Genomic DNA, 26,702 nt, shown 5'->3' on the forward strand with positions numbered 1-26,702 from the left:
GGCCAACGCCAGGGGTCGGTTGGGCGGGTTTTGGGGACGAATGGATGGCGGGATGGGATGAACCGGGACAAGGATCGCCACCCACGACGCTATGATCCTGGCCATGGATCCCTCGCCCACACCTCCCGGCCTCGAACTCGACCGAGCCCACCGTCGCCGCCGCATCGTGATGATCGCCTTCTGGGTGTTCACCTTCGTCGCCGCCGCCGTGGGCAATACGCTGACCACCCGGATCGACGTAGCGCGCAACGGCCAGGTCTACCCCACTTGGCAGATCGCGACCAACGAATTCACCAGCATCTTCATCTCGCTGCTGATGCTGCCGCTCCTACTCCGCGCCTGCGACCGTTGGCCGCTCCATGCCGACACCTGGCGCCGACGCCTACCGCTCTATGTGCTTGGCAGCATGGCCTGGTCCGCCGCCCACGTCGTCGGCATGGACTTGCTTCGCTGGTTCTTCTACGGCGTGTGGGGTTCGCACTACGAGCCGGGGTCGTGGGCCGTGCAGGCGGTCTACGAGTACCTGAAGGATGTACGGACCTTCTTCCTCATCGTCGCCGTCTGCCACACGGTCGAGTGGTTCGGCCGTCGCACCCAGGGGGAAGCGAGCCTCCTCACTGCGCCCGATGAAGGTCCGGCAGTCGAGTCGGTGGAACGTCCCGAACGATTCCTCGTCCGCAAACTCGGCCGCGACTTCCTCGTTGCGACAGCGGACATCGAGTGGGCTCAAGCGGCGGGCAACTACGTGAACCTTCGAGTGCGAGGTCGCGATTACCCGCTGCGCACCACGCTGGCGGCATTGGAGACCAAGCTCGATCCCACGGTGTTCGTGCGAGCCCACCGCAGCTACCTGGTGCAACTCGGTCACGTCACGTCGATCGAACCGCTCGATGCCGGCGATGCACGCCTGCACATGGCCGACGGTACCGTCCTGCCATGCAGCCGCCGTTACAGGGAAAGCCTTCGCGCAGCCGCATCGGGCGTCGAACCCGCTCTGGCGCGTGCCTGACGTCAGGCTATACCCGCGCAAGGACCGCTATAGCGGCCAAGGACCGTGTGAGGACAAGAGGTCGAGGATTGACCGAAGGGAATCCGGCACGATCAGGCGGAGGTGCCGCGTTCCCGAGGGATGGCGGAGCAGGTGGTGGGCCAGGCGCATGCGCAGATGCGTTGACCAACCAAGTTGACCAAGCGCCGGATCCTGAAAAGCAAAAGGCCCCGCTTTCGCGAGGCCTTTTACCAGTTTGGCTGGGAGACTTACCCACCCTGTAACATGGCCTAAGCCATTTACCGATAAGTCCCTGATGCGCAAGGCAACTCAGTGGCGTTGACCTCCGAATTTGACCAAGCCAAGAACGGTATCACACCCGGAGGGCTTCCAAGTAGAAAGGGGCTTTCTTGTCACGGGTTCACATGGCACCCGGCGATGAGCGGCCCCCACTTCGTCCCAAATGATGCATTTTCGAGGATGGCGTGGATGAAGGAACAAGAACTTCGTTGAGGTGCTGCATGACAGCGAGTTGCTGTTTGAGTAACTCGATTTCCGCTGCTTGGCTATCAACAAGTTTTTGCGTGGCGGTCAACTGATCGGCCGCCTGCGCGATGTTTCGATCATCAGTGGCCTTGCCAGACATCACCGCCGCATGACCATACCACCAAGCAAACCCGTCACCGATTACACCTATTACCGCAACGATCCAAAGCGACCGCACCGCAACCTTGATGGAACGGGCGGACAGCCGAAGCGAGGATGCCGCAATCCTTAGATTTTTCTTGTCTTGTCGTTCCTTGTCCGCGCGATTTGCATCGCTAAATACAGTGGAAAGCAACTCAACAAGAAGGCGTATGCGGTTATCGGTCTGCGCCAACGCCTCTTCGATCTTGGACAGCGGGCCTGTGGCCGCCGGAACAGGTGGCGCTGATTGTTCAGCACCTGGCGTGAGGTTGGCATCAGTTTGCACCTCCGGCCTTTGCCCTTGCCCCTTACCAACGCCCGTGCCCGCCGTGGGTTGCACAGCCATGCTCGAGTTGGCCGTCCTGATCTCATCAATTACCTTTATGGTCGCCGGCGTGAGAAAAGGTGTGCGCTTTGGAAGCTCACGAGCCTTCTGATCATCGTCCCTACTGTCATCGCTCATTTCACCCCCTACGTTATTGACCCGCCAGCCGACCATTCAAGAAAAACTGGCCAGCCACTCATCCATCAGCTGGTCTGCCAGTTTCCTAGCGCTCTGGACGATGACCTGCCGGCGGCCGGCGTCATGCTCGGCATGGGCCTCTTCGACACGTTCGGCAAGCATCCGGTGACGTTTGGCCTTCGGGTCAAACTTGGGCAACCGCATGTGCTTGAAGATGTCCCCGATCTGGATGGCCACGTTGTGGCTCTCCACATATTCGGCCACAGCTGCGGAGTTGAGGATGCCGCACAGGTAGTGGGCCTCAGCCTTATCGTCGAGAGCCACAAAGAAGATTTTGTGGTCAGGCACGTATGGGCGCAGCCCTTGGAACGGCACCTTGGCGCGACCTGCCACAGCCGCACTGAACCGGCCAGACATCTCCGCCCAGATCACCTTCCATGGCTTAAACGTGAACTTGCCGACGTTGTAGATCGCGTAAAACGGTGCCCCCGAGGCAGTCATCCGTCCTTTATAGGTGGACCGATCTTCCAAAAGCTCGGTGAAATGGCTGAGGTATTTCCGGGTTTTGGGCAACTGGCGCCACTGCTCCTCCGCCGTTTCGTAATCTGCCCGCCTGATCCCCTTGTTGGGGACAATCGTGAAGAGATCATCCGGTTTCAGGTAGCAGGCCTCGAAATCAGACGCTCCCTTGATCAAGGGGAACAACCAGTCCGTCTCGATGAAGCGCGTTTGGGCGGGACCAATGTCTTTCTTTCCAGCCTCAGGACGAGACTGGACCTTTACCGTTTTCTCGTCGCCGTTACGGTCCAACACCCGCACGAAATAGACACCGTTGAGGTCAGCGGTGATGCCCTTTCGACCCTCAACCCATGGCTCTCCTTCAACCACAGACATGGGGAAAAGGTGTCGAAAACGACCCGGCGACAAAATGGCCCAAGGCGACCCGATTCCCGAAACGGGGTTGGCCTCCATGGCCTCACACTCCACCCGATCCATGACCTCCCCAAGCATCAGCTGAGGGGCAATGGTCCGAGTCGCGCCATGTGAGGGCCGCCAAACGGTGTAGTCCACGGGGTATTTGGGTGCCTCACGGGTCTTTTTGAAGACTGCAACCGCAGTCTTGTTGGCCGCATCCGGAAAGGGTTTAAGCGCTTTGAGATCAGCCACTCGGAGCGGGACAAGGTTGCTGTTTTCATTGATCCGAAAGTTACGAAAACCCGAAGATGATGGGTTCTGGAACACCGCCTGGGTGATGACGAAGGCCAAGTGGCCGCCATCCTTCAACCACTTGTCACCTGTGGTGTAGGTAATCATGGCGGAGATGTCCAGCTCATTTCCGCCGTGGTGCTTCGTCTTGGAGAAGATGTCGTATTGCTCGCAGGTCGGCTTGACCCGCTCCCGATAGGCCTCTGGCAATCGGGACCACCTCACCCACGGTGGGTTGCCGACGATGACGTCAAACTTCCCAGCGGTCGCAGACCAGAAGAAGTTCCGGACGATGCGGAACCAGATGCCATTCCAGTTCTTGCGATGCAGCCTCAGGACCTGGTCATACGTGTCCCGCAACGGGGCATCCCAGTTTTCAGCCTCATCCTTAGAAAGGGCCCCAGCCTTGACCAAGCAGCGCTTCGTAACGTCGAACTCATGGTTGCGTTCAACATGCTCCCCCATCCGCTCGAAGACCGCATCCAGGCGTACCCGATCGAATGCCAACTCAGCCGGCAGCAAGATTTTCAAACGGGCTTCAAGACTGCCAATCTTGTATTCAACTACCTCACTACCCCCCGAAGGGTCGGGGGCAGGCGAATAGATGGCGTCGGCCAAAAGCACTGGCAGTTCGATATCCTTACCTTTGGTCGCCGCCAACAGGTCTGCGATCGCCATGAGAAAGTTGACGCGTGCGGTCTGCACAGCCAGCGGGTTCAAATCGAACCCCCAGACCTCCTTGCACAACGTGTCCAGCATCTTCCCTGGCGGCAAGGCTGCTTTGGCCCCTTCTTTGCGCTTGCGTCGTATGACCTCGATTAAGAATGATCCAGAGCCACAGGTCGGGTCCAAAAACCGCTTGCCAACGATCTTTCCTTTTGCGGCCTCGGACACGGTGAAGTCCACCAACCAGTCCGGTGTGTAGAACTCTCCCAGTATCTTGCGGAGCGTTTCGGGCACTAGGTCTTGATAGAAATCACGCAGGGTATCCCGCTGTCTGTCGAGCGCGTCAGTTCGATACAGCGCAAGCTTGCCTAGCAACTCCTTCAATGCGGACACCATCGGCTTCTGGTACTCAGCCGAGCGTGCGACATCGAGGTGCCAACTAAAAATGGCCTCTTCCACGAAGCCGTGAATGCCCGACCCCGAGAAAAGCTCTCCCCGCTCGATCTGATCATCCAGCGCCTTGATCAACTCTAACGGTTTCAACAGCGCGCACATCGCCTCCGCGGGCGCCACGCTGGTAGTCAAGCCATGTGCCGCCACGATTTCTGCGGCCAGCAGCTTGATGAGGAGGGAGTTGTAAGTGTGGATGACAAAGAGCCTGCCCGCCATTGATCGGCGGCGAGGTCCGTGCCACTTGAAGCGCAGCGCCTTATCAATATTGGCGACTTGATCTGCGGACATGTCCGCGACCTGCCCATATAGAGTGGCCCACTCCTCGAACAGCATCCGGATCTTTGACCGATCCTCAGATCCCAGAGCCTTTCCCAGTGCATCAGATAGCACCTGCATCACGCCCGTGGCGACTTCCGATGTGTGGCCAAAGTCTTTGATCAGGTTTTCAGACGACACCGCCCGACGGATGCTGTTTTGACATGCATCAACGACCAATCCCACTGCCTGAGCAGAGAACGGCAGAAGATGGCCTGTTTGAATGGTGCCGCCGACGACTTGCGCAAAGCAGAGGTGCTCTCCATCTATGGCAATCCCGATGAAGTCGGCCTCAGGAATGGCAAGACGCTTCGCTGCCCTTTGGATGTAAGGGAGCAACCGATCGTTGACGGCTTCTTTGAACTTTGCGCCTTTCTTCCCTTTAAAAAGGTCAGGCGCTTTGAACTCAATGATGACATTGTTGTAGCTCAGGTCCTGCTTCGAGCGCTCCGCGTCGAAGTCCAACCTCGTGGCCGCTTCCAAAGCCGCCATCCACGCCGTACGGACCTCTTCCTCCCCGCGCCATGGGCGTCGCCGCTTATGGTCAATGGACCTATAAGCCTCCAGAATCAGCTGTTCGTGGGACTGGGCGCTTCCGCGCTCTTCTTGTTTGGGCCTTTCAGCCATGACTTCTCTTTCCCAGGAGTTAACCTCCTTTTTTACCTTAAAATCTGAAGCTCTTCCAAGCCGCTAGACATGGCGCGAACGAACAGCCACTGAGAGGGCCAGCCCGTTGCTACTGCTCTGTTTTCGGTCTCAACAGGGCCGTGGCCGGAGTCAGACCGGCAGTAATCCGGCGGTACAGCTCGCCGATCACAGCAGACCCGTCCGCCCGTGCGAGTTCACCAGATCTCGAACCACCAGCAGTCCGGTCCCCTGGCACCGCTTTCCATTCAGAGATCTCGGCCTAGGTGATGCCCACTCCCGCGGCGGCTTGCGCTTTGGCTACGCCGGCCGCCAGCCGCAGTTCCCAGAGCAACTGGGCCACCACCCGATGCTACTCTCGGTGAACGGAGATGGGTTTGCGCTTCGACTTCGGCGTTTTGGCAGGCCGATCATACAGCCACGCTTTATACCAGGCTCCAACAACAACAGCCCGTGCTGGATTGCATCGGCACGGTATAGGTATGGATGATCGTAGATGAGGATTGCTCAAGCGGGTGACCCAAATACGACATCCGGAAGCGCGACCTTCAAGCTCGCTTGGTCTTTTTTCTACGGGCATCCAACTCGACGCGCCAGTCCTCCAGCGCTTGGATGTCGGCCATGATCTCTTCGGGCGTTGGTATTTCGACATCCGCCCTCCGCGCCACATTGTGGGCGTAGTTCGAACATCGGCTCATGTTCTCAACAACCTTTTCGACATCGGGATCGGTGATCTCAACGGCCTTTAGCCTGTTGGTTTCCACCGACTTACGGAATCGCTCCACCGTGCCGTTTAGCAACATCTCTTCGACGCATCCCTCCCATGCTTCCCTGAGCTTGGTGTAGAGGTCACGAGCGCGCTTATCGTAGGCGGCCTGCTCGCCCAAGCGGTTTAGTTTTTCACATGCGACCTGCTCGCTTTTGAGCCAACCCACGCGGGCCTTCGTGGTGGACCCATCAAAAGGCAGCTCATCGGTGGTGACTCCAAATCCGTCCTGTGTCTGGGAGAGGGTGCGAGGCGCAATTTTAACTTCCAGATTCTCAGCCTCATCCATCAGCGCAAAAAGAAAGAACATGTCATGGGTAAATACGATGACTTGCCGGGCGGCAGCTTCCTTCGCCAAGCGTCGCGCAACACGCTGACGATGGCGGTGATCCATAGAGCAAACGGGGTCGTCGAAGATCACCCCGCTGCCATCACCGGAGAGACGGCGCTCAGTCAGGAATGAGGCGATCGCAACGGCGCGCTGCTCTCCCTCGCTGAGCACATCACTGGCCGGCATCTTCCCTGGCCGCTCCAGCACCAACTTGAACGATGCCCTGCCCCGCTCCCCCTCGGCCTTCATCGCCACCCGCAGGTTTGCGATGTTGAGTTGGGAAAGCTCCTCGTTCAACGCATCCATCAGAAGCTGTGTCGCCATGTTGTTAGTCAGCTCCGTAGACTTTCGCGTGATGTGGGTGGTGACCACGTCCGGGAGGCACGCACGGAGCTTTTCGCGGTGAGCATGTTGTTCGATGGCCTTGATTGCTACGGCTTTCAGGTCGCCCAAAAGCCGCCGCGCCTCTAGCTCATCACGCTCGGCGACCAGTTTCTTCTTCAACGCTTCGTCTGCAGCGGCCTCCATGGCGGCCGCGCGGCTCTTGAGGTCGTCCACAATCCAGTTGAGGTTGCCCCCGGGATCCGGCACCACGCCTGGGATTGCGTCCCAGGTGCCTTTGCCCGCGGCCTTTAGAATGGCGGCAAGCCGGTCCCTCAATGATTGCTGGAATGTTTCGCATTGGCCGGCAAGTTCTTCGGAGAAGCCGTTGAGTTCCGCGAGAGCAGCAGGAGAAAGCCCGAGGTCTACATTGGCCTCGCGCACCTGCCTGAACGCAACGGCAGCGGTTTCCCTGGCCGCATCGGCCGCCGTTTGAATTTTGCCGGTGATGAAGGTTTCGAACTCGGCCAAGCGAGCCACCGCGGGCTCATCCAGCGCTTGCTGGCAAAGAGGGCAGGCATCACCGATGTGTAAATGGGGGAACGCCTTCACCGGCTCTGACGTGACGGCGAACGTCCGGGCCGCTTCGAACATCATCCGCCAAGGCTCGCTCCCAGTCTGGGGCAGCTGACCTGGCTTCTCATGGAACGCCTTGGCGGCGAACTCAGCGGCTGCTTTGGCCTCATTCGAAGCGGCGATCAGACCCTTCAGGTGATTCACCTTCTCATCGCTGACCCTTTCAAGGGCGGAGGTGATTGCGGAACTGATCGCACCGATACGAAGGGCCTGATGACGAAAGGCCGCTGCCTGCGCAGCAGGGTCGGGCGCGGCGATCGCGCGGATCACGGTTTCAAGTCGCTCGGCCTGCTCTTTACTCAGGCCAGCTGCTTCGATGACCTGCGCTTCGGACACCCCTGCCGGCACGGCAGCAGCAATCTTCCCGGCAACGGTCGTTGTTCGACTCGCTAGATCTCTCAGTGGAAGAACGTTGGGCGCCGCGTCCTCAATGTCTTTTTGAAGGCGAGCCCGCATCCGCACGCAGACCGCACCAAGATCCGCCAGGATGTCCAATCCAGCGGGCGCGTAGGCGAAGCTCCCTTCGTTATCCAAAAAGGCCCGGGCGCAGGTGTGATCAAACACCGCAACGCGATCCAAGATCGTCGCTGATGGTTCGTTGTTGACCCAGGTCACCGGTGTGTCTACACCACCGATTGAACCCATCAGGTCCGCGCTCGGGGTTCCCACCTGATCGGCCGGAAGATTGGTGTTGGGCAACACCTTTTCCCGCTTGTCGCGGGCGAAACAAACCTGCTTCAGTATCCGAGCGTAGCCCGACTTACCGGAACCGTTTGCCCCATAAATCACGGTAAGTCCGGTGGGTGAAAAGGTCAGCGCGCCCTTGGTGGCGAGAGCGTTGACATGACGCACTTCCGTAACCGCAAGCAGGGTAACCGGCTCTCCTGGATTTTCTCGAATGTTCGCCGGTTCGGCCACTCGGGGTCGAGGCTCCCGGGCCTGTGGATCTTCGATGCCACGAGCCGCTTTCAGGATGGCATACAGGTCTTTGTCGTCGGCTTCTTCCAAGGAAACCTTTTCATCTAGGCGAGCAGCTGCCTCGCGCTGCCAGTCGGGCAGACCCTGCGCCCACCGGCGAACCTCGTCCAATATCGTCATCGTAGCCCCCTGATGGCTTCCTGCCGCCGTGACCCTTCGCCGCGACCAGCGGAAGGGAGAATACGCCGCGTTCATTCAGGCGCGCTGCCGTCCATGGGAAAAGGTATACGCATATTCGGATGCCTCTACGGTCTCGGCCGCAGCCCTGGCGGCCGGTAGGTCAGCACCGGTTCCACCACCGGAGGCGCGATAGTGGTCTCACCCCAAGCGCCCGTCAGCATCGGCTCAATCACGTGGCGCTCCTCCTCGTTCATAGCCGCCAGCAGGGGTGGCACCAAGTCTGGCCCCTCACGCGTAAACGTGTGGATGGCGATCTCCATGCGACCTGCCGCACGACGATGGCGTTTGTGCCACTCGTTCGGCGTCGGAGGTGGCCTGAGCGGCGGCCCCTTCCTGAACCTCCATGATCCTCTTGACGTCCGCGACCGCGCGCCGCCAGAAGGCCACGTCATGAGACAGATCCCTCCATGCTCGTGGCTGACGGCCAGATAGCCGGTTCGCGCGCATACGGATCGGGTGAGCCGCGGCCCACGCATCCACCTTCCCGCTGGCCTTGGTGCGGGCGCGCCGGGCCTGATCCAGTTCGTATTGGGCATCCAACTTGACGATGCGGGCGTGGCCGGCGCTGTGTTCACTCTCGACCAATCGCTCGGCCAGGCCGCGCAGAAACGCCATGGCGCGCTGAGCACGCGGACCAAGCGGATTAGGCGACCCAACCGCGTTGCCTAATCCGCCTCATAGGTACGAGGCACCAAAGCCTGGAAGCGTGAGACCAGCGGCGCGTCGGGTGCGAGCGCAGAACCACTTTGGGATGAACCGTTTCTGTCAGTCGGGCGCCAGGGACCTCGCCCATACGCATGTGCCGACCAAGCAGTTTGACCAAGCCTGGATCCTGAAAAGCAAAAGGCCCCGCTTTCGCGGGGCCTTTTGCCAGTTTGGCTGGGAGACTAGGATTCGAACCTAGATAAACGGAGTCAGAGTCCGTTGTCCTACCGTTAGACGATCTCCCAATAAACCTGGGTTCGGTGCGCTCTGACCTTGAAGCACCGAACTGAAGCGCGAGATTAGCGCTTCGAGAACTGCGTAGCGCGACGGGCCTTGTGGAGACCGACCTTCTTACGCTCGACTTCACGAGCGTCGCGGGTCATGAAACCAGCCTTGCGCAGCGGCGACTTGAGCGCTTCGTCGTACTCGACGAGGGCGCGGGCGATGCCGAGGCGAATGGCGCCGGCCTGACCCGTGATGCCGCCACCGGCGACCGTCACCATGATATCGAACTTCTCGGTGTTGTCGGTCAGCTCAAGCGGCTGACGAACGATCATGCGAGAGGTTTCGCGACCGAAGAACTGGTCGAGCGGCTTGCCGTTGACGACGATGCCACCGGTGCCCTTGCGGAGGAACACGCGGGCGGCGGAGGTCTTGCGGCGGCCGGTACCGTAATTCTGCTGGGTAGCCATGTCGATTCCTTAGATTTCCAGCGCCTGCGGCTGCTGTGCGGTATGCGGGTGCTCGGCGCCGCCGTACACCTTGAGCTTGCGGTACATGGCGCGACCCAGCGGGTTCTTCGGCAGCATGCCCTTGACGGCGATCTCGATCACGCGCTCCGGGTGCGTGGCCAGCAGATCCTTGAGACTCGTGGTCTTCAGGTTGCCGACGTAGCCGGTGAAGCGGTGGTACATCTTGTCGTCCAGCTTCGCACCGGTGACAGCCACCTTCTCGGCGTTGATCACGACGATGTAATCGCCGGTATCCACGTGCGGGGTGAACTCGGGCTTGTGCTTGCCGCGGAGACGGCGCGCGACCTCGGTCGACAGGCGACCCAGGGTCTTGTTCGTGGCGTCGATCACGAACCAATCGCGCTTGACGCTCTCCGGCTTGGCGCTGAACGTTTTCATTTCGAAAATACCTGGTTTGCCGCCTTGGTAGGCGGAACACGGAATCGGTGAAAGCAAAGGCGCGAGAGAATAGCGAACTTTTCCCTCATCGCGCAAGCCCACATTGCTGGTGAGCTTTGGGCCGACAATCATAGCATGACGTGAGGGCCTCTTCACAAGCCTGCCCAAACCGTAGGCCATTTACCGCGACAAGCGACCGCAGCGCCTTCATCCCGGGTTGGGCGGAGGACATTGTAACGTGTGTCATCCCCGTCCGTCTGGAGTCATGTCATGTCCGTACGCACTCTCAGCCCCTTCGATCGTCTGCTCGCCGGCCTGGAACGGGCCATGGAGGCCGTCGCAGGGTCGCCCGAAGCCATGCGGAAGTCGCCGGGAGACGAGGTGCCGGACGCGCCGCTCAGCGATGCCGAGCGTCGCCACGCCGCCGGCCTGATGCGGATCAACCATGTCGGCGAAGTCTGCGCGCAGGCGCTCTATGTGGGCCAGGCCGCGCTCGCCCGCACCGAGGAGACCCGGCAGCACCTGATGCATGCGGCGCAGGAAGAAACCGACCACCTGGCCTGGTGCGCCGAGCGCCTCAAGCAGCTCGATAGCCGCCCCAGCCTGCTGAATCCCCTCTGGTATGCCGGCAGCTATGCCATTGGCGTGGCCGCCGCCGCGGTGGGCGATCCGATCAGCCTGGGTTTTGTGGTGGAAACCGAGCGCCAGGTGGAAGCGCATCTGGCGGATCACATCGAGCGCCTGCCGCCGCAGGACGATCGCTCCCGCGCCATTCTCAAGCAAATGCAGGCGGACGAAGTACGCCACGCCGTCGCGGCCCAGGCACGCGGCGGTATCGACCTGCCGTGGCCGATTCCTCGGCTGATGAAGGCGGCGTCGGCCGTAATGAAGACGGTCGCCTACCGCATCTAGTCGAGACTTCGAGACGGACGCCTTTCCCTAGCGGCAGAAGCCATAGCCACGTCCCTGCAGATGAAAATGCGTGCGATGCGCGTCGTTGTAATCGGGCCCGAGAAACGCACCGAAGTAGCGGCAACCTTCGCCTTGCAAGGCATGCAGAAAGCCCGACTCACGTGGGTCGGTCCAGCCCTTCTCCACCGTTACATGACGACCATCGGCAAGCCGCCAACCGGTGACATCCATGGCATCCGCCCGCGCATGCCTGCTGATCGGCGCCTGGTCGCGATGGTAGACGTTACGGCAGGCATAGCTGCCTACGTGGTCGACACCTCGCACCGACGAACCGAATGCGGCTTCAGCCTCCGGTTGCAGCACATGCCGATGAAACAACACCATCGACGCGGCCAATGGGCAGGTCAACGTCACCGGTGAAGCAAAACGAGCCGTCCCGATTGCGGACAGGCGCACCGCATCGTTCCATCCGCAGCCGTTGCCGTCTTCGCGGTCCGGCAACGGCGCAAAGACCGCGCCGCCATCGCGAAGCGCCGCGCGACACTGAGCGGGATCGCCGCTCAGCCGGGCCAGCTTGAAACGTAGGAACATGTCCGGCTCGGCGGCGAGATCGAGCGGCGCCCACGGGTTATAGCGATCCGGCGGCCGCCAGCCCCGGCTCCAGACCAGGGCGCAGAGGGCAACGAGTAGACAGAACAGCAGCAACGCGCGCATGCAGGCACGCTAGCGGGCGGAACGTGAAGACACCAAAAGAAGAAGCCCCGCTTTCGCGGGGCTTCAAGTCACATCAGATTGCGGCCGTGGAAGAGTTCCTCGATCTCCCGGCGGAGCAGCGATTCGATCCGCTGGCGCTCCTTGAAGGAGAGATCGTCGGCCTGCGCCTCGAACAGATAGGTGTCGAGGTCGAAGTCCTTGATGTGCATCTTCGTATGGAAGATGTTTTCCTGATACACGTTCACGTCGAACATTTCGTACTTCTGGCGGATGTGCTTTGCCAGGTAGTCCTGCACCGAATTGATCTTGTGATCGATGAAGTGCTTCTTGCCCTTCACGTCACGCGTGAAGCCACGCACGCGGTAATCGGCAATGACGATGTCCGACTCGAAGCTGTCGATCAGGTAGTTCAGTGCCTTCAGCGGCGAGATCACGCCGCAGGTGGCCACGTCGATGTCCGCACGGAAGGTCGCGATACCGTTATGCGGATGCGTTTCCGGATACGTGTGGACCGTGATGTGGCTCTTATCCATGTGCGCGACGACGGCACCGGAAATGGTGTCGCGGCCGAGCTTCTCGACCACCGGTTCCTCGGAAATGAGGATGGTGACCGAGGCACCCTGCGGGTCGTAGTCCTGACGAGCGATATTCAGGATGTTCGCACCGATGATCTCCGCCACGTCCGTGAGGATCTGCGTCAGGCGGTCGGCATCGTACTGCTCGTCGATGTATTCGATGTAGTTCTGCCGCTGCTGTTCGGAAACGGCATAGCAGATGTCGTAGATGTTGAAGCTCAGCGCCTTGGTGAGGTTGTTGAAACCCTGCAGGCGAAGGCGGGGAAGCGGTTTGACCACAGCGACTCTCCGAGGCCGGGGGATACGGCCAGCAGCAGACACGGGTTAGCAGCAAGGGTCCCCGCAACGATGAAAACGACGGGCGGAACAGTCTGCCCGGCGTTTGTGTACGGCGTGAGACAGGGGGTCTGGACGCCGAGGGGGTGAAATTATGAGGCAAGATGGCGAGGATTTGAACACGCCGCGTCCGGCTCGCCCAAAGTGGTGGATTTTGGCGCCCGGATGTCTGCAATAATCCCCCGGAGACATGGCGAGTCGGTGACGCCTGACGGAAATCCGTCGGCCGGCGCTGAAGGGGAAGCCATGCCATTGAGGCTCAACGGAATCTGCTGTGGCTCAACTTAAATACATGTTGCAACAGGCATTCGAACGGTCCCAGGCTCCGTCGAGCTTCGCACCGGACCCGGCCTCGATGGGCCGCTTCCTCGATGCCTGCCACCGCCGTCGCTATCCGGGGAAGACGGCGATCATCCGGCCGGGCGACCCGGCCAATACGCTCTATTACGTGGTCGAGGGCTCACTGGCCGTCTGCACGGAGGACGAAGAGGGACGTGAGCTGATCCTGGCCTACATCAACCGGGGCCAGTTCATCGGCGAAATGGGGCTTTTCGTGGAGCAGGCCCAGCGCGAATCGCTGGTGCGCACGCGCACGGCGGTCGAAATGGCGGAAATCAGCTACGAGCGTCTTTTCCAGCTGCTGGAAGGCCCGCTCGCAGCCGAGTGCCCCAAGCTGCTCTTCGCTATCGGGTCGCAACTCACCCATCGACTCCTGCGTACCTCGCGGCAGGTCAGCCGCATGGCGTTCATGGACGTGACGAACCGGGTCTCGCGCACCCTGCTCGATCTCTGCCAGGAACCGGACGCCATGACCCACCCGGACGGTACGCAGATCCGCATTTCCCGCCAGGAAGTGAGCCGGATCGTGGGCTGCTCGCGCGAAATGGTCGGCCGCGTGCTCAAGCAGTTGGAGGAAGAGCGCATGATCGACGTCTCCGGCAAGACCATCGTGGTGCGCGGCACCCGCTGAGCTGACTCCGGGGCGTCAGGCGCCCCGGAACACCATGTAGACGTCGGCACGCTGGTAGTGCGACCCGGGCCGGACCTGCGGCTGGCGCACGAATCCGGCGCGCTCGTACATGGCCAAGGCACGACGCAGCCGGCTGTTGGATTCGAGGAAAAGCTCCCGCCCGCCACGGGCGCGGTACTCCGCAATGGCCGCGTCCAGCAACTTGCGACCCGCGCCGAGACCGCGGTAATTCTCGTCCACGCCCATCTTGGACAGCTCGTATACGCCCTCCCCCTCGTGGATGAGGGCGCAGGTGCCGACGATCTCGTCGGCATAGCGCGCAAAGAAGATCGCCCCACCGGGGGCAATGATGGTTCCCTGCGGATCCGCAAACAGCGCCCTGTCCACCTCCTCCACCCGGAAATGACGTTCGAGCCACTGCTGGTTCAACCGACGGAAATGCTCGCTCAGCGCGGGCTCGAACGGCACGATGTCCACATGCACGCTCGCCAGCGCCTCGCGCTGCCGGAGAATGGCGGGCACCAGGGGCCGCTCGGCCAGCGCTTGTTCGCAGCCGTCGATGGCATCGAGCAGCGCCGCCCCCTTCGGACCGAGGGATTCCGCCATGCCGCGGCGAATCGCGAGCCATACCGGCCCGAGCGTCCCCAAGGCGCGGTCGCCCGCTTCGGTCAGGGCCAGCACACTACGTCGGCCGTCGTGCGGATCGCGCTGGCGCACCACCATGCCGGCGTCCACCAGCCGGTCGGCCAACTGGCTCACCGCCGAGTGGGTCTGGCCGATCGCGAGCGCCATGTCGGTGACGGTCGTGGGCCCCACGTCGCGCAGGTAGCGCAGCACCGGAAACCAACGCGACTCGATACCGGCGCCGCACGCGCGGTAGACCTCGTCGACGGCCTGATAGAAGTGGTCGCTCAGGGCCTTGAGGCGGCTGCCGAGCGCCAGCTCGCGCAGGGATGAGAGGTACATCGGGGATCCCGTGGGGACGTGGAGACACTGAACTTAGGGCGGCAGGTTGTCGCACGCAAGCGCTATAAGGCATGAATCCTGTCTTCATGTAGGAAAGCACGGGCGTCATATATGGTCACCGTGGACCAGAAGGAGACACAGCGTGGATTGGACCCAATTCCTCATATTCGCGGGCGTCGGGCTGCTTGCGCAGCTCGTCGACGGCGCGCTGGGCATGGCCTACGGCATCGTCTCGAATTCGGTGTTGCTGGCGCTTGGCCTGCCGCCGGCCGTGGCCAGCGCCACGGTCCACACGGCCGAGGTGTTCACCACCGGCGTCTCCGGCGGCGCCCACGCGCTGTTTGGCAACGTGGACTGGAAGGCCTTCCGGCGCCTGGCCATTCCGGGTGTGGTGGGTGGCGTGCTCGGCGCCTGGTTTCTAGCCAACGTGCCCGGCGACGCCCTGAAACCTTTCGTCTACGCGTATCTGCTGATTCTCGGCGTGGTGGTGCTCGTGCGCGCGGCAGGCCGGGTAGTGTCGCACCACCGCGTGCGCCACAAGGGCATCCTCGGGTTCGTCGCAGGACTGCTCGATGCCATCGGCGGCGGCGGGTGGGGACCGATCGCCACCTCCACGCTGCTCGCGCGCGGCGGCCCGGTGCGCCAGACCATCGGTACCGTCAACGCGGCCGAGTTCGTCGTCACCGTCGCGATCTCCACCACGCTCATCGTGCATATGGGAGTCCAGCATTGGCCCATCGTGCTGGGACTGCTCAGCGGTGGCGTCGTGGCGGCGCCCGTTGCCGCCTGGCTGGTGAAGCACCTGCCGCCGCGTTACGTGATGACCGCCGTGGGCTGTCTCATCGTCGGCATCAGCCTCTACCAGCTTGGCGCCTACCTGCTTCGCCTACGCCCGTAGGACCGATCGCTCAGAACCAGTGCAGCACCGTCAACTTGTCGCCCAACAGCCTACTGGCCTTCTTGGCGATCTTCGGCGTGGGATTGACGAGGTGCGCTGCCTCCGCTGCCTTCAGCATCGGCAGGTCCGACAGCGAATCACCGTAGGCGATCGCCCAAGGCCGCGGAATGCCCGCTTGCTCCAGCGCGCGCACTTTCATTCCGTCGACGTTGTGCTGCACGAAATGCACACCGAACGGACCACCACGCGTGCGCGACGCCGCGAGTTCATACCCGCGGAGATTGACCTCGTCGAGGATCGCCTCAACCAGGTGGCCGTCGTTGCCCGTCACGATGATCACGCGGTCGCCCTCGTCCACATGCCTGCGCAACGCGGCCACCGCATCGCGGCAGAACACGCCCGGGCGACGCGCGTAGGCACGGCCGAAGGCCGTAACGAGCCGACGATAGGTCGCCTCGCGCCGCCCGAACGTGGCAACGCGGAGGAAAAGCCGGCCGAGAAAGCGATTGCCGCCAGCGCTGCCGATCAGCAACGGCACTAGCGGCACCACGGGAAGCGCCATCAGAAGGCGCCAACGCCCGATGCCCGCGAGCCGTTCACGGAAGAAAAGCTCCAACGTCTGGTGACGGACGATGACCCCGTCGAAGTCGAACAGGACGACGCGTCGCCCGTCCGCGGCGGTGTCGTCGACGCCCGCCGTGCCGATCCCCTGTTCCATGTGCCCTTTACCGATGCCTGTGATGCGCGTGCGGCGTCTGGGCGCCGAAGAGCTTGTGCAGCTCCGCGCCGGGGTCTGCCGCGCGCATGAACGCCTCGCCGACGAGGAAGGTGTGGATACCCGCCTCGCGAAGCTTGCGCACGTCTTCGGTGGTGTGGATGCCGGACTCGGCGACGATCGCCGTTTCCGGACCGACGCGATCCTTGAGCTTCAGCGACGTACCGAGCGAGGTCTCGAACGTACGCAGGTTGCGGTTGTTCACGCCGATGAGCGGCGCCGGCATACCCAGGGCGATCTCGAGCTCTTCTTCGTTGTGCACTTCGACCAGCACATCGAGATCGAGCTCGGCGGCGAGCAGCGAGAGTTCCGTGAGGCGCTCTTCGTCGAAGATGACGTCGCCATCGGGCTCCTTGTTGCCGAACGCCGCCACGATGAGAAGAATGCAGTCGGCGCCGATCACGCGGGCCTCGTACACCTGGTACTCGTCGATGATGAAATCCTTGCGCAGGATCGGCAGCGAACAGGCGTCGCGCGCCTGCTTCACGAAGTCTTCGTGACCCTGGAAAAAATCGGCGTCGGTCAGCACCGAGAGGCAAGTGGCTCCGCCCCGCTCGTAGCTGCGCGCGATGGTGGCGGGATCGAAATCCGCGCGAATCAGGCCCTTACTCGGGCTGGCCTTCTTGATTTCGGCGATGACGGCCGGGTTGCCGTCGTGCAGACGCGCGTCGATGGCGGCGACGAATCCGCGCGTATCTTCGAGATCGGCGATTCGCGCAGCGAGATCGTCCAGCGTACGCCTGCGGCTGCGCTCGGCAATCTCTTCGAGCTTGCGGTCGAGGATGCGATGAAGGATGTCAGGCATCGGAAGAGTTTCCTAGGGTAAGGCCGGGAGCATGGGGATGCCCCGACGATATCAGGCGCCGAGCCGCTGCGTCGCGGCCACGAACGCTTCCATCTTCGCACGGGCCGCCCCGCTGGCGATGGTGGCCCGTGCGAGTTCGATGCCGGCCTGTATCGTCGGCGTGACATCGGCCGTGTAGAGCGCCGCGCCAGCATTGAGGCAGACGATGTCGTGCGGCACGCCCTGCACCCCGGAAATCGCATCCAGAAGCATCGCCTTCGACTCGGCGGAATCCTCCACGCGCAGATTACGGCTCGATGCCATCGCCAGGCCGAAATCCTCCGGCTCGATCTCGTATTCGTGGACGGCGCCGTCGCGCAGTTCGCCCACCAGGGTCGCTGCGCCGAGCGAGATCTCGTCCATGCCGTCGCGCCCCCAGACCACCATCGCGTGACGGGCGCCCAAGGCCTGCAGCACACGAACCTGGATGCCGACGAGGTCCGGATGGAACACGCCCATGAGGATGTTCGGCGCGCCGGCCGGGTTGGTCAGCGGACCCAGGATGTTGAAGATCGTGCGCACGCCCATCTCGCGACGCACGGGAGAGACCACCTTCATCGCCGGATGGTGGTTCGGCGCGAACATGAAACCGATATCCGTTTCGTCCATGCAGACCGCGACCTGCGCAGGCAAGAGATCGATGCGCGCGCCCAGCGCTTCCAGAACATCGGCACTGCCGGACTTCGACGACACACTGCGACCGCCGTGCTTCGCCACGCGCGCGCCGGCCGCTGCGGCAACGAACATCGACGCGGTGGAAATATTGAACGACGAAGCGCCATCGCCGCCGGTACCCACGATGTCGAGAAAATGCGGGTGCGGACCGGCGTCGACCTTGGCGGCCAGCTCGCGCATCACGCGCGCGGCGCCGGTGATCTCGCCCACCGTTTCCTTCTTCACGCGCAGACCGGTGAGGATCGCGGCCGTCATGAGCGGACTGACGTCGCCGCGCATGATCTGGTGCATCAGCTCGATCATCTCGTCGTGGAAGATCTCGCGATGCTCGATCGTACGCTGGAGCGCCTCGGAGGGTGTCATCGGCATGGCGCGTGGATCCTTGTTACGCAGCGAGCGGCAGCGGCATGCCGAGGAAATTGCGCAGCAGATCGTGCCCGTGCTGGGTCAGGATCGACTCCGGATGGAACTGCACGCCCTCGATGTCGAGCGTGCGATGGCGCAGGCCCATGATCTCGTCGATAGAGCCGTCCTCGCGTTCCGTCCAGGCGGTCACCTCGAGGCAATCCGGCACGGACTCCTTCTCCACCACCAGCGAGTGGTAACGAGTGGCCTCGAACGGATTCGGAAGGCCGGCGAACACGCCCTGCCCCAGATGCCGGACCGGCGAGGTCTTGCCGTGCATGATCTCGCGCGCGCGGATGACCTTGCCGCCAAACACCTGCCCGATGGCCTGATGCCCGAGGCAGACGCCGAAGATCGGCAGTTCGCCCGCCATCTCGCGGAGAACCGCGATCGAGACGCCCGAATCGTCCGGCGTGCCCGGCCCCGGGGAGATCATGATCCGCGACGGCGCCAGCGCGCGGATGTCCGCGACGGTCAGCGCATCGTTCCGCACCACCTTGACCTCTTGCCCCAGCTCGCCCAGGTACTGCACGAGGTTGAAGGTGAACGAGTCGTAGTTGTCGATCATGAGCAACATAGAGAACCTAAACGTTTGTTTTCATTACCGCGACGCAGAGGGAGCCTTCGATCCGCACCCTCATGCATATCCCCGCCGGACGACCGTGGACGGCACGCATGACGGGTGGCCGGTCATTGTACGGCACATCGCCTGGCTGACCGGGGTGGCTTTCCGCGGCCTTGCACTCCTTCATGGATGGCTGGTCGCCGGGGTGATCCCTATCTTGGCAGGCTCACTCGCTTGAGAAGCGTATGGACTGTCGATCTGCCCCTGGCATCGATAAGGCTGACCGGCGAATCCAAGCGTTGCTCTCACCGCGGGTCATGCTTGCCTGGAGCAATGACAGACGTAATGCTTGTTGCCCCCAACCCGTCGGTACGCCCCATGCCCTCACTCGGCGCGATCACCTTTCTTGTCCACGACTACGATGAAGCGATTCGATTCTTCGTCGAAGCACTCGGGTTCGACCTTGTGGAAGACTCGCCGCAAGGCGGCGACAAGCGCTGGGTGACCGTGGCGCCGCACGGCTCGCGAGGTACGTGCCTGCTCTTGGCACGCGCGGTAACGGACGAGCAGCGCGCACACGTCGGCAAGCAGGGCGGTGGGCGTGTGTTCCTTTTTCTCCACACGGAAGACTTCGCCGCGGACCGCGCTCGCATGCTGGCGCACGGCGTTCGCTTTCGCGAAGAGCCACGCCACGAACCCTACGGCACAGTGGTCGTGTTCGAGGATCTCTATGGCAATGCCTGGGATCTGATCCAACCGCGCGACGCCGCGCCAGCCGTGCACTGAAGAACTCTCCGCCCTTCCCCCGTCAGGAGCTCTCCATGGAATATCGTCAACTCGGCCGCTCCGGCCTCAAAGTGCCCGCTCTCAGTCTCGGTACCGGCACGTTCGGTGGTGCAGGCGAATTCTTCGAACGCTGGGGTTCCACCCAGGTCGCCGAAGCGAAGCGCATCGTCGATCTGTGCCTGGAACACGGGCTCACCATGTTCGACACCGCGGACATCTATTCGCGCGGGCTTGCCGAAGAGGTGCTCGGTGAAGCACTTAAAGGGCGACGCGAGCATGCATTGATTGCGACGAAGGCCACCTTTCCCATGGGCGATGGTCCCAACGAAAAAGGCTCGTCACGCTATCACCTGGTCCGGGCCTGCGAAGCGAGCCTGCGTCGCCTGCAGACGGATCACATCGATCTGTACTTCATGCATGGCTTCGATGCGCTAACGCCCGTGGAAGAGACCCTGCGGGCGCTCGATGACCTCATCTCGAGCGGCAAGATCGGCTATATCGGCGCCTCCAATTTCTCCGGCTGGCAGCTCATGAAATCGCTGGCCGTATCGGAGCGCTACGGACTGGGGCGCTACGTGGCATACCAGGGCTATTACTCGCTGATTGGCCGCGATTACGAATGGGAACTCATGCCCCTGGCGCTCGACCAGGGCGTGGGAACCATGGTCTGGAGCGCCCTCGGCTGGGGCCGCCTGACAGGCAAGATCCGCCGCGGAAAGCCGGCCGATGCGGGCCGGATCGCCTCCGGCGGTGCCGTGGGTGGGCCGCCGGTTGACGACGAGAAGCTGTACGACATCGTGGACGTGCTCGACGAGATCGCCCAGGCGCGCGGCAAGTCCATCGCCCAGGTCGCGTTGAACTGGGTGCTCAGCCGCCCCTCGGTATCGAACGTGGTGATCGGCGCACGCGATGAAACCCAATTGCTGCAGAACCTGGGCGCCGTGGGCTGGACGCTCACCAGCGAGGAGGTCGGCCGCCTGGACGCCGCCAGCCAGACCACGCCCATCTACCCCTACTGGCACCAGAAGGGCTTCGACGAGCGCAATCCGAAACCCACCACGTGGTGAACCCGACCGGGGCGATCAGGACGACGCGACCTTCTTCTCGGCGTGTTCGTCCTCGTCGTGGTCGTGTTGCTTGGGCTTGATGGTCATCAATTCCAGCGGCTTGCCGTCATCCAGCCGTACGGACCAGCCCTTCTGCAACTCGGCGAGCGCGTCCAACTGCGGGCAGATCTGGGAGGCGCGTTCGTCCAGGGCCTTGGACCGTTTGTCCATCTCGCGGTCCATCGCCTTGTCCAACGACCGGCCCTTCTCCTCCAGTGCGGCCACCTTCGCCGAATCGCCCGACAGCGCTGCAGTCACCGCGCTGGACGTCACCGAGCCCACCAGTTCACCCACGCTGTCGGACACCGAACCCGCGACGTTCTCGGCCATCCGATCGGCGGACCAATGGCCCGCGCCGATCCCCTCGTCGATCTTGCGCAACGCTTCGGCCTGCTGACGTTTGAGTTTTTCGAGGAGGTGCGAACGCTGGTCGCCATCGGCGAAAGCCATGGTCACGCTGGTCATGGCCGAGAAACCGATGCTGGTTCCCTCCCGCGCGATAGCCGCGATCTGCGGTACCAGGCGACGCACGCCCTCTTCATAACGGCGCAGCGACTCGGCATCGCCACGCGACACTGCCACGTCCTTGCCGTCTACACGCACCGCACCATCATGGACGAATATCTTGGACGGGACCCCATCGGTGCGATGAAAGGAGAGCCCCGCCGGTGTCACGTCCACGTCGTAGGGCGTGGAATAGTCGTATTTGCAGCTATCGGTACTGAAGCTCGCGTTCTTCGCCTGCGCGGGTAACACGGCGAAGGTCAAGGCAAGAGCGGCGGTGCCGGCAATGAGCGCGTGGCGCATGATCTTTCTCCCCAGGGACGATTGTCACGGGTGGGATGCCGCCCGTAGACCCAGGGTTTAAGCCGATCCAGCGACGAATGCATGGCCGTTTCGTCACCCCGTGACTTCCGGCAGGGTCAGGACGAGAGGCCCCGCTCGCGGGCGTACTCCGACAGGCGACTGTCGTGATCGATTCCAAGCTTGCGCATAGCGTCGCGCTTCTGCCGACTCACGGTCTTGACGCTACGACTCAGGCGATCGGCAATCTGCGTAATCGACATACCGCTGACGTATAGACGAACCACCTCGATTTCGCGCGCCGACAATCGCGCCGTGTCGGCGGTGCTTTGCACACCGGCCTGATCGAATTGCCGACGGATCGTTTCACTGAGATAGGCACGCCCGGCTGCCGCATGCCGCACCGCCACCGCCACTTCCTTGAGCGGCGCGCGCTTGTCGCAAAGACCGAGCGCGCCACGCGCGCGCATCGCCTGCAGCACTGCGGCATTGTTGACCATCGTCAGCACGACGACGGGGAGGCGCGGATAACGACGCCGGATGAGATCGATGAGCGAAAGACCATCGCCGTGTCGGCCGCCGGGCATCGAAAAATCGGTCACGATCACGTCGCACGGACGAGACGCCAGCAGATCGACGAGTTGGTCTCCATTGGCCGCCTCGCCCACTACCTCGATGTCACCTGCCGCCTCTAGCGCCGCACGGGTGCCCATCAGGACTACGGGATGGTCGTCGGCAATGATCGTGCGCAGAAGCATGTCTTTCCTCGCCGGCGGAATGATGCGCCCGCCATCCATGAGATGTGTTACTCGTCGTGCAACGCGGAGATTACAGTAAACATTCGTACGTGGTCGAAGATGCGCCACGGCATCATTGAGAACATTACGCATCTCAACCGTTGCGATTGCTTCGCTGATCACGCTTGCAACGCCCCGTGCCGTGCGCGCAGCAATCACGGGGTGCATTGCGTTACCGGCTCGGTAAAGTCCGCTCGCCCTGTCAGCACACCGCTCGATCTCGCTGAGGTTTCGGGCGGCAGCCGACGTAGCGCCGATCATGTTGACCACGGCATTCGTGTGCACCAAAGGCACACCGAAGACGCCGACGCCTCACACCAGGCCGCGGGCTCCGGACACGAATGTGTCGCTCATGCGACGCACTCGTCGTTACATCGCGGCGTGCGCCGATGCTGGAGGCGCGCACGATCTGCTGCCGGAAGTGCTTCCTCAGGGAAGACAAGGCGGTTGTCCATGTCGAGTCGCTATGCAACGGCATGCCTGGCTCGTCGCGTAGCGTTCGAACCGTCGTCAAGCCATCGCCGAGGAACGTCGACGAACGCGCAGCTGCCCCGCGCAGGTGGCGTATCGGTGCTTAGGCTGCACACGCTGCAGGCCCCTAACCGAGCCATGTCAAATGATCGCGTGCAACGCGACGCGGCCTTTCAATGAGAAACGTCTCACAAATACGGATGCATTTTTCAGACTTTTCCGATATCGCGGCGCGTTGCGCGCCGCCATCCTGTTATGCATGCGCCGTGATGGCGTCGACGAGGGCACGCCATGCTTCCACAAACCATCGACTATCACATCGCTCAGCTTGACAACACGTGGGGCATCTTTCGCGAAGGCATGCAGATCGCCGTCCGCGCCGATGCGGCGGACGCCATCGCCTTTGCGAATTTCTTTGCAGATCGCGAGACCTTGATGGCGCCCTGCCCGGTGCGCGTGTCCGCCGACATGAACCTGCACCAGGCGTTGCTCGACCTGCGTCAGGTCGCGTGAGCCATCAGCGCCCCGCGGCGCTGCCGAGGTTCGTCATGTCCAAGTGCAGCAGGCGGAGTCTTGCGATGTGACGACCCACCATGGCGCGGTCGCCCGAGGTGGATTCCAACCGGAGGAACGCGTCTAGCAGTCGACGCTCCATCTGCTCCAGCGTACGGATGTAGGTCACGTCAGGATCGTGCGAGAGCTTGACCGAGGCCTCCATGATCGTTCGGCGCACGCCGCTCATCGGGCCGCCCGCCGTCGCTGGTCGCACGCCGGCAGCGCTCACCTGGCCCTGAAGCTCCTTCGCGATGGCAGTGAGCGCATCGGCGGATTCATCCAGGATGGCCTTGAGACCGGGTTCGCGGACGCCGCGGGCGGCTTGCAGGTACAGGTCACGGTCCGCAATCACGCGCCTGATGAGGCCGTTTACCACTCGGGTCGAAGTGCGTTCCATGGGCCAGACCTTAGTCCGGCGGCACTTAGCCGGTCCTAAACGCAGGCAAATTCGGTCAGCGGGCGGTCATTCGCCCGGCTCCAGAAGCTGTAGGGGCCGGCCCGATGCATCGTGCAAACCCGACTGCAGGTCGAACAGCTGGCGGACCGACGGGCATAGCGCCTGGATCCGCGGCTTGAGCGCCGCCTCCACGCGAGCAACAACGCGCGCCTGCCCTCCGGTAGACACTGAAGCGACGCGGTCGCGCAAGGCGGCCGCGCCCTCGCTGCCTACGTCCTGGGTCAGTAACGGCCCTACATCCGACACAATTTCTTGCGCGTAGGCGCGCATCGCATCTTCCTGCCAATCGCGAGTGCTTTGACTGGTGGCGATGCGCCGCTTGATCTCCGCCACGCGGCTGTTGAGCGCGCGGTCCAGATCGCCGCTGGCGACGGCGCCAGGGGCCGCGGTGGCCGCCTCGTCGCGCACCGCGCGCGCCGCCAGATCGATACCGTCACTCGCGATGGCCTTGGCCTTGGGGACGAGGGCGCGAACGTTGCGCTCGAATAGAGCGACGCGATCCTGTTCGTCGGGTCGCAACGCCAAAGGTCGCCCGTCGACCTCCAGTGCGCCATCGTCCATGCGAATGCGGCGCGGCGCGACCTCCGCCCTCTCGAACACGAGCGCATCGGGCTGGACAGTAAGGTCGTAGGTGCTCGCCACCCTGCAGGTGGTGGAGAGATCCTGGGCCCCCGCGCTACCCATGGCAAAGCAGGCAATGGCAAAGGCAAGCAGGCGTGCGGTCATCGTGCGTCCCCGAAAAGGCCTTCGATAGCGGGCCGGCCGCGAACAGCGGCTGAACGCTACAGGGTCGGTTGCGCGAACTGCTGCCGCGCACCGACGCTGCCGAGAACCCAGGCGAGCCAGCCGAGGATAGGAACAGAGACGGCTTTCAGGAGCAGGCCGACCAGCAGGATCGTCCGGTGCTTCTGACCAAAGGCAAGCATATCCGGAGGCAGACCCGGCTGGCCGAGCACCACGCCGAGCTGTTGCCATTGGTCGAATGCTCCCCAGGCCGTATACGCCGACCAGACCAGCAGCAGCAGGGCTACCGCACGCATCGCGCGGCGCCCCCACTCCCGCCAGCGCAGCGTACCCAGTGCCACCGCGATCACCACGAAGGCGGCCAGCGAATAGGCGAGCGACCACGCCATGCCGATTCGCGGATCACTCGCACCCTGGGCAATGGCCTCATCGCTCACCGACCCGAGCGCGCCAGCCAGGACGACCGACGCGTACGTGTTGATCACGAAACCCGCTGCGGCCAGAAGCATGACCAGCCAGACCACGATGCGCCAGGCCGCGAACGGCCGATGGCGCTTGGCCCCCTTGGCTGCCGGGAACAGCATCAGGCGCCCGCTTTCTGGAGTTCGGCGAGGTCGGCAAGAACCTGACCCGAGTTCTTCTCGGGATCGACGTCCTTGTAGATCTTGACGATCTTGCCGGAGGGATCGATCAGGAACGTTTCGCGACGGGCGTATTTGAGGCCGATGGGCGTCGTCGTAAGCACGGCGTACTTCGTCGCCACGGCGCTGTCGGCATCGGACAGCAGCGGGAACGGCACGTGGTACTTCTCGGCGAATTCCTTGTGCGACTTGACGTCGTCCAGGCTCACGCCAAGCACCACGGCACCGGCCTTGTGCAGCTTGGCAGTGTCATCGCGATAGGTGCAGACCTCGGTGGTGCAGCCGGCGGTGAAGTCCTTCGGGTAGAAGTACAGCACCAGCCACTGACCCTTGTGCGTTTCCAGGGTGTGCCAGTCGCCCTTCTGGTCCTGCAGGCGGAAATCGGGCGCCTTGTCGCCCACGGCGGGCGCCGCGGCCCAGGCAGAAGCGGTGACAAGGCACAACGCGAGGAGAGTAAGGAGGCGACGCATGGGGGAACCTCAGGGACGGGTGGGATGGCGTGAGTGTACCCGCCGCGTCGCTTCGGTTGCGTTCGGGCATCAGCGCAAAGAAAAGGGGCGCCCCGGAGGACGCCCCCTTGCATGCTCTTTCGAATCGCTTACTTGCGAGCAATCTCGAAGTTGCTGACGTCCACGCCGAGGTTGAAGCCGCGGCCCACGCCGGTAACAGCCAGGGACACCTCGCCCTTGGTCATCGCAAGGCTCTCGGCGCTCTTCACCGCGCCAGCATTGGCACCGGCCGTGGCGTAATCGCCGAAGATCTCATTGATATTCTTGACGTTGGTGAACTCACCCTTGCCGTTCTCGATGCTGTACTTGCCAGCGGTCAGGCCGCCGCCACGAACGTGGATCATCACGGTGGCGGTCTGTCCGTTGTCGCAGCGCACGACGCCTTTGCCGTCAAGGCGCTTGTAGATGACGGCCCAGCCGCTGGTGCTGAAGGTCATGTGGCACTTGGTGCCCGCCTCGGCGGCGCTGGCCGGCTGCGCCGAGAAAGCACCTGCCGCCGCCAGAGCCAGAGCGGCCATACCCGTGATGCGCTTGATCATGTGTGTTTCTCCGTTGGAAAGGTGGCAGGAAACTGCGAGAGGGATTCTCCACTCACGAATGTGAAGAAACACGGAGTGCCCTAAAGCGCATTCAGCCGGCACACGGATTGGTCGATGGGTCGTGAACCACGGCTACCTGGCCCGGGTCGTAGGCCTACTATCTTCCCAAGCCCGTTATCGAGGACCCC

At 62.7% G+C, this 26,702-nt stretch carries 27 protein-coding genes and 1 tRNA gene; 7 read left to right on the forward strand and 21 right to left on the reverse strand.

Features of this window, described 5'->3' with window-relative positions:
• Nucleotides 1-103: 103 nt before the first annotated feature.
• Nucleotides 104-1,009, forward strand: coding sequence for a LytTR family DNA-binding domain-containing protein (locus IM816_RS16545; RefSeq protein WP_425602591.1), 906 nt, complete (start codon nucleotides 104-106; stop codon nucleotides 1,007-1,009).
• A 400-nt stretch (nucleotides 1,010-1,409) separates the two neighbouring features.
• On the opposite strand, the gene IM816_RS16550 is transcribed toward IM816_RS16545, so the two are convergent.
• The 7 genes from IM816_RS16550 to rplM form a co-directional block, all read right to left on the reverse strand.
• Nucleotides 1,410-2,138, reverse strand: a complete 729-nt coding sequence (locus IM816_RS16550; RefSeq protein WP_250338924.1) for a hypothetical protein — start codon at nucleotides 2,136-2,138, stop codon at nucleotides 1,410-1,412.
• Between the two features lie 36 nt (nucleotides 2,139-2,174).
• Nucleotides 2,175-5,405 (reverse strand): Eco57I restriction-modification methylase domain-containing protein, encoded by a 3,231-nt coding sequence (locus IM816_RS16555; RefSeq protein ID WP_250338925.1) that lies wholly within the window; start codon nucleotides 5,403-5,405, stop codon nucleotides 2,175-2,177.
• A 566-nt stretch (nucleotides 5,406-5,971) separates the two neighbouring features.
• Nucleotides 5,972-8,575 carry an AAA family ATPase gene (locus tag IM816_RS16560; RefSeq protein WP_250338926.1) on the reverse strand — a complete coding sequence of 868 codons (2,604 nt, stop codon included), beginning with the start codon at nucleotides 8,573-8,575 and terminating at the stop codon, nucleotides 5,972-5,974.
• Between the two features lie 288 nt (nucleotides 8,576-8,863).
• Nucleotides 8,864-9,250: a hypothetical protein gene (locus tag IM816_RS16565; RefSeq protein ID WP_250338927.1), complete on the reverse strand. Its 387-nt coding sequence runs from the start codon at nucleotides 9,248-9,250 to the stop codon at nucleotides 8,864-8,866.
• 261 nt (nucleotides 9,251-9,511) lie between these two features.
• A tRNA-Gln gene (locus tag IM816_RS16570) sits at nucleotides 9,512-9,585 on the reverse strand.
• 54 nt (nucleotides 9,586-9,639) lie between these two features.
• Complete coding sequence (rpsI, locus tag IM816_RS16575; RefSeq protein WP_072323840.1) at nucleotides 9,640-10,032, reverse strand: 30S ribosomal protein S9; 393 nt, start codon at nucleotides 10,030-10,032, stop codon at nucleotides 9,640-9,642.
• A gap of 9 nt (nucleotides 10,033-10,041) precedes the next feature.
• Nucleotides 10,042-10,470: a 50S ribosomal protein L13 gene (gene rplM / locus IM816_RS16580; RefSeq protein ID WP_072323841.1), complete on the reverse strand. Its 429-nt coding sequence runs from the start codon at nucleotides 10,468-10,470 to the stop codon at nucleotides 10,042-10,044.
• Nucleotides 10,471-10,740: 270 nt separating this feature from the next.
• Between rplM and coq7 the strand changes: the two genes are divergently transcribed.
• Nucleotides 10,741-11,382, forward strand: a complete 642-nt coding sequence (gene coq7, locus IM816_RS16585) for a 2-polyprenyl-3-methyl-6-methoxy-1,4-benzoquinone monooxygenase (protein WP_250338928.1) — start codon at nucleotides 10,741-10,743, stop codon at nucleotides 11,380-11,382.
• A 27-nt stretch (nucleotides 11,383-11,409) separates the two neighbouring features.
• Here coq7 and IM816_RS16590 read toward each other — a convergent pair whose 3' ends face one another.
• Together IM816_RS16590 and speD are read right to left on the reverse strand one after the other, a co-directional pair.
• Nucleotides 11,410-12,096, reverse strand: a complete 687-nt coding sequence (locus tag IM816_RS16590) for an extensin-like domain-containing protein (protein ID WP_250338929.1) — start codon at nucleotides 12,094-12,096, stop codon at nucleotides 11,410-11,412.
• A 68-nt stretch (nucleotides 12,097-12,164) separates the two neighbouring features.
• Nucleotides 12,165-12,950, reverse strand: a complete 786-nt coding sequence (gene speD / locus IM816_RS16595; RefSeq protein WP_036109987.1) for an adenosylmethionine decarboxylase — start codon at nucleotides 12,948-12,950, stop codon at nucleotides 12,165-12,167.
• Between the two features lie 349 nt (nucleotides 12,951-13,299).
• Between speD and crp the strand changes: the two genes are divergently transcribed.
• Nucleotides 13,300-13,977 carry a cAMP-activated global transcriptional regulator CRP gene (gene crp / locus IM816_RS16600; protein ID WP_177257449.1) on the forward strand — a complete coding sequence of 226 codons (678 nt, stop codon included), beginning with the start codon at nucleotides 13,300-13,302 and terminating at the stop codon, nucleotides 13,975-13,977.
• 15 nt (nucleotides 13,978-13,992) lie between these two features.
• On the opposite strand, the gene IM816_RS16605 is transcribed toward crp, so the two are convergent.
• A complete protein-coding gene (locus tag IM816_RS16605) occupies nucleotides 13,993-14,943 on the reverse strand; it encodes a bifunctional helix-turn-helix transcriptional regulator/GNAT family N-acetyltransferase (protein ID WP_250338930.1) in 951 nt (316 codons plus the stop codon).
• Between the two features lie 142 nt (nucleotides 14,944-15,085).
• On the opposite strand from IM816_RS16605, the gene IM816_RS16610 reads away from it, so the two are divergent.
• On the forward strand, nucleotides 15,086-15,841 hold the full coding sequence (locus tag IM816_RS16610; protein ID WP_072323846.1) for a sulfite exporter TauE/SafE family protein: 756 nt from the start codon (nucleotides 15,086-15,088) through the stop codon (nucleotides 15,839-15,841).
• A gap of 10 nt (nucleotides 15,842-15,851) precedes the next feature.
• On the opposite strand, the gene IM816_RS16615 is transcribed toward IM816_RS16610, so the two are convergent.
• From IM816_RS16615 to IM816_RS16630, 4 genes are read right to left on the reverse strand one after another with little or no spacing between them, the layout of a single operon-like run.
• Nucleotides 15,852-16,559, reverse strand: a complete 708-nt coding sequence (locus IM816_RS16615) for a haloacid dehalogenase-like hydrolase (protein ID WP_072323847.1) — start codon at nucleotides 16,557-16,559, stop codon at nucleotides 15,852-15,854.
• A 7-nt stretch (nucleotides 16,560-16,566) separates the two neighbouring features.
• Nucleotides 16,567-17,421 (reverse strand): indole-3-glycerol phosphate synthase TrpC, encoded by an 855-nt coding sequence (trpC, locus tag IM816_RS16620; RefSeq protein WP_250338931.1) that lies wholly within the window; start codon nucleotides 17,419-17,421, stop codon nucleotides 16,567-16,569.
• Nucleotides 17,422-17,472: 51 nt separating this feature from the next.
• Entirely contained in the window at nucleotides 17,473-18,504 is a 1,032-nt protein-coding gene (gene trpD / locus IM816_RS16625; protein WP_250338932.1) for an anthranilate phosphoribosyltransferase, read from the reverse strand.
• Between the two features lie 16 nt (nucleotides 18,505-18,520).
• Entirely contained in the window at nucleotides 18,521-19,117 is a 597-nt protein-coding gene (locus tag IM816_RS16630) for an anthranilate synthase component II (RefSeq protein ID WP_072323850.1), read from the reverse strand.
• Between the two features lie 366 nt (nucleotides 19,118-19,483).
• On the opposite strand from IM816_RS16630, the gene IM816_RS16635 reads away from it, so the two are divergent.
• Nucleotides 19,484-19,891: a VOC family protein gene (locus IM816_RS16635; protein WP_250338933.1), complete on the forward strand. Its 408-nt coding sequence runs from the start codon at nucleotides 19,484-19,486 to the stop codon at nucleotides 19,889-19,891.
• Between the two features lie 35 nt (nucleotides 19,892-19,926).
• Nucleotides 19,927-20,958 (forward strand): aldo/keto reductase, encoded by a 1,032-nt coding sequence (locus IM816_RS16640; protein ID WP_250338934.1) that lies wholly within the window; start codon nucleotides 19,927-19,929, stop codon nucleotides 20,956-20,958.
• Nucleotides 20,959-20,973: 15 nt separating this feature from the next.
• Here IM816_RS16640 and IM816_RS16645 read toward each other — a convergent pair whose 3' ends face one another.
• Nucleotides 20,974-21,804, reverse strand: coding sequence for a DUF2884 family protein (locus IM816_RS16645; RefSeq protein ID WP_250338935.1), 831 nt, complete (start codon nucleotides 21,802-21,804; stop codon nucleotides 20,974-20,976).
• Nucleotides 21,805-21,920: 116 nt separating this feature from the next.
• Nucleotides 21,921-22,859: a response regulator gene (locus tag IM816_RS16650; protein WP_250340788.1), complete on the reverse strand. Its 939-nt coding sequence runs from the start codon at nucleotides 22,857-22,859 to the stop codon at nucleotides 21,921-21,923.
• A gap of 501 nt (nucleotides 22,860-23,360) precedes the next feature.
• Here IM816_RS16650 and IM816_RS16655 point away from each other — a divergent pair.
• Nucleotides 23,361-23,582, forward strand: a complete 222-nt coding sequence (locus IM816_RS16655; RefSeq protein WP_250338936.1) for a hypothetical protein — start codon at nucleotides 23,361-23,363, stop codon at nucleotides 23,580-23,582.
• A gap of 4 nt (nucleotides 23,583-23,586) precedes the next feature.
• Here the strand turns inward: IM816_RS16655 and IM816_RS16660 are convergent, their stop codons facing one another.
• From IM816_RS16660 to IM816_RS16680, 5 genes are all read right to left on the reverse strand, one after another.
• A complete protein-coding gene (locus IM816_RS16660; RefSeq protein ID WP_250338937.1) occupies nucleotides 23,587-24,021 on the reverse strand; it encodes a PA2169 family four-helix-bundle protein in 435 nt (144 codons plus the stop codon).
• Nucleotides 24,022-24,087: 66 nt separating this feature from the next.
• Nucleotides 24,088-24,807 (reverse strand): DUF2884 family protein, encoded by a 720-nt coding sequence (locus IM816_RS16665; protein ID WP_250338938.1) that lies wholly within the window; start codon nucleotides 24,805-24,807, stop codon nucleotides 24,088-24,090.
• Nucleotides 24,808-24,863: 56 nt separating this feature from the next.
• A complete protein-coding gene (locus IM816_RS16670; RefSeq protein WP_250338939.1) occupies nucleotides 24,864-25,409 on the reverse strand; it encodes a hypothetical protein in 546 nt (181 codons plus the stop codon).
• The gene (locus IM816_RS16675) at nucleotides 25,409-25,936 is read right to left on the reverse strand and encodes a peroxiredoxin (RefSeq protein WP_250338940.1); all 528 of its coding nucleotides are present in this window, start codon (nucleotides 25,934-25,936) and stop codon (nucleotides 25,409-25,411) included. Before IM816_RS16675 ends, IM816_RS16670 begins: the two co-directional genes overlap by 1 nt.
• A gap of 128 nt (nucleotides 25,937-26,064) precedes the next feature.
• Complete coding sequence (locus IM816_RS16680; protein ID WP_250338941.1) at nucleotides 26,065-26,514, reverse strand: hypothetical protein; 450 nt, start codon at nucleotides 26,512-26,514, stop codon at nucleotides 26,065-26,067.
• Between the last annotated feature and the right edge of the window lie 188 nt (nucleotides 26,515-26,702).

This window comes from Luteibacter flocculans, assembly GCF_023612255.1.
Taxonomy (GTDB): domain Bacteria; phylum Pseudomonadota; class Gammaproteobacteria; order Xanthomonadales; family Rhodanobacteraceae; genus Luteibacter; species Luteibacter flocculans.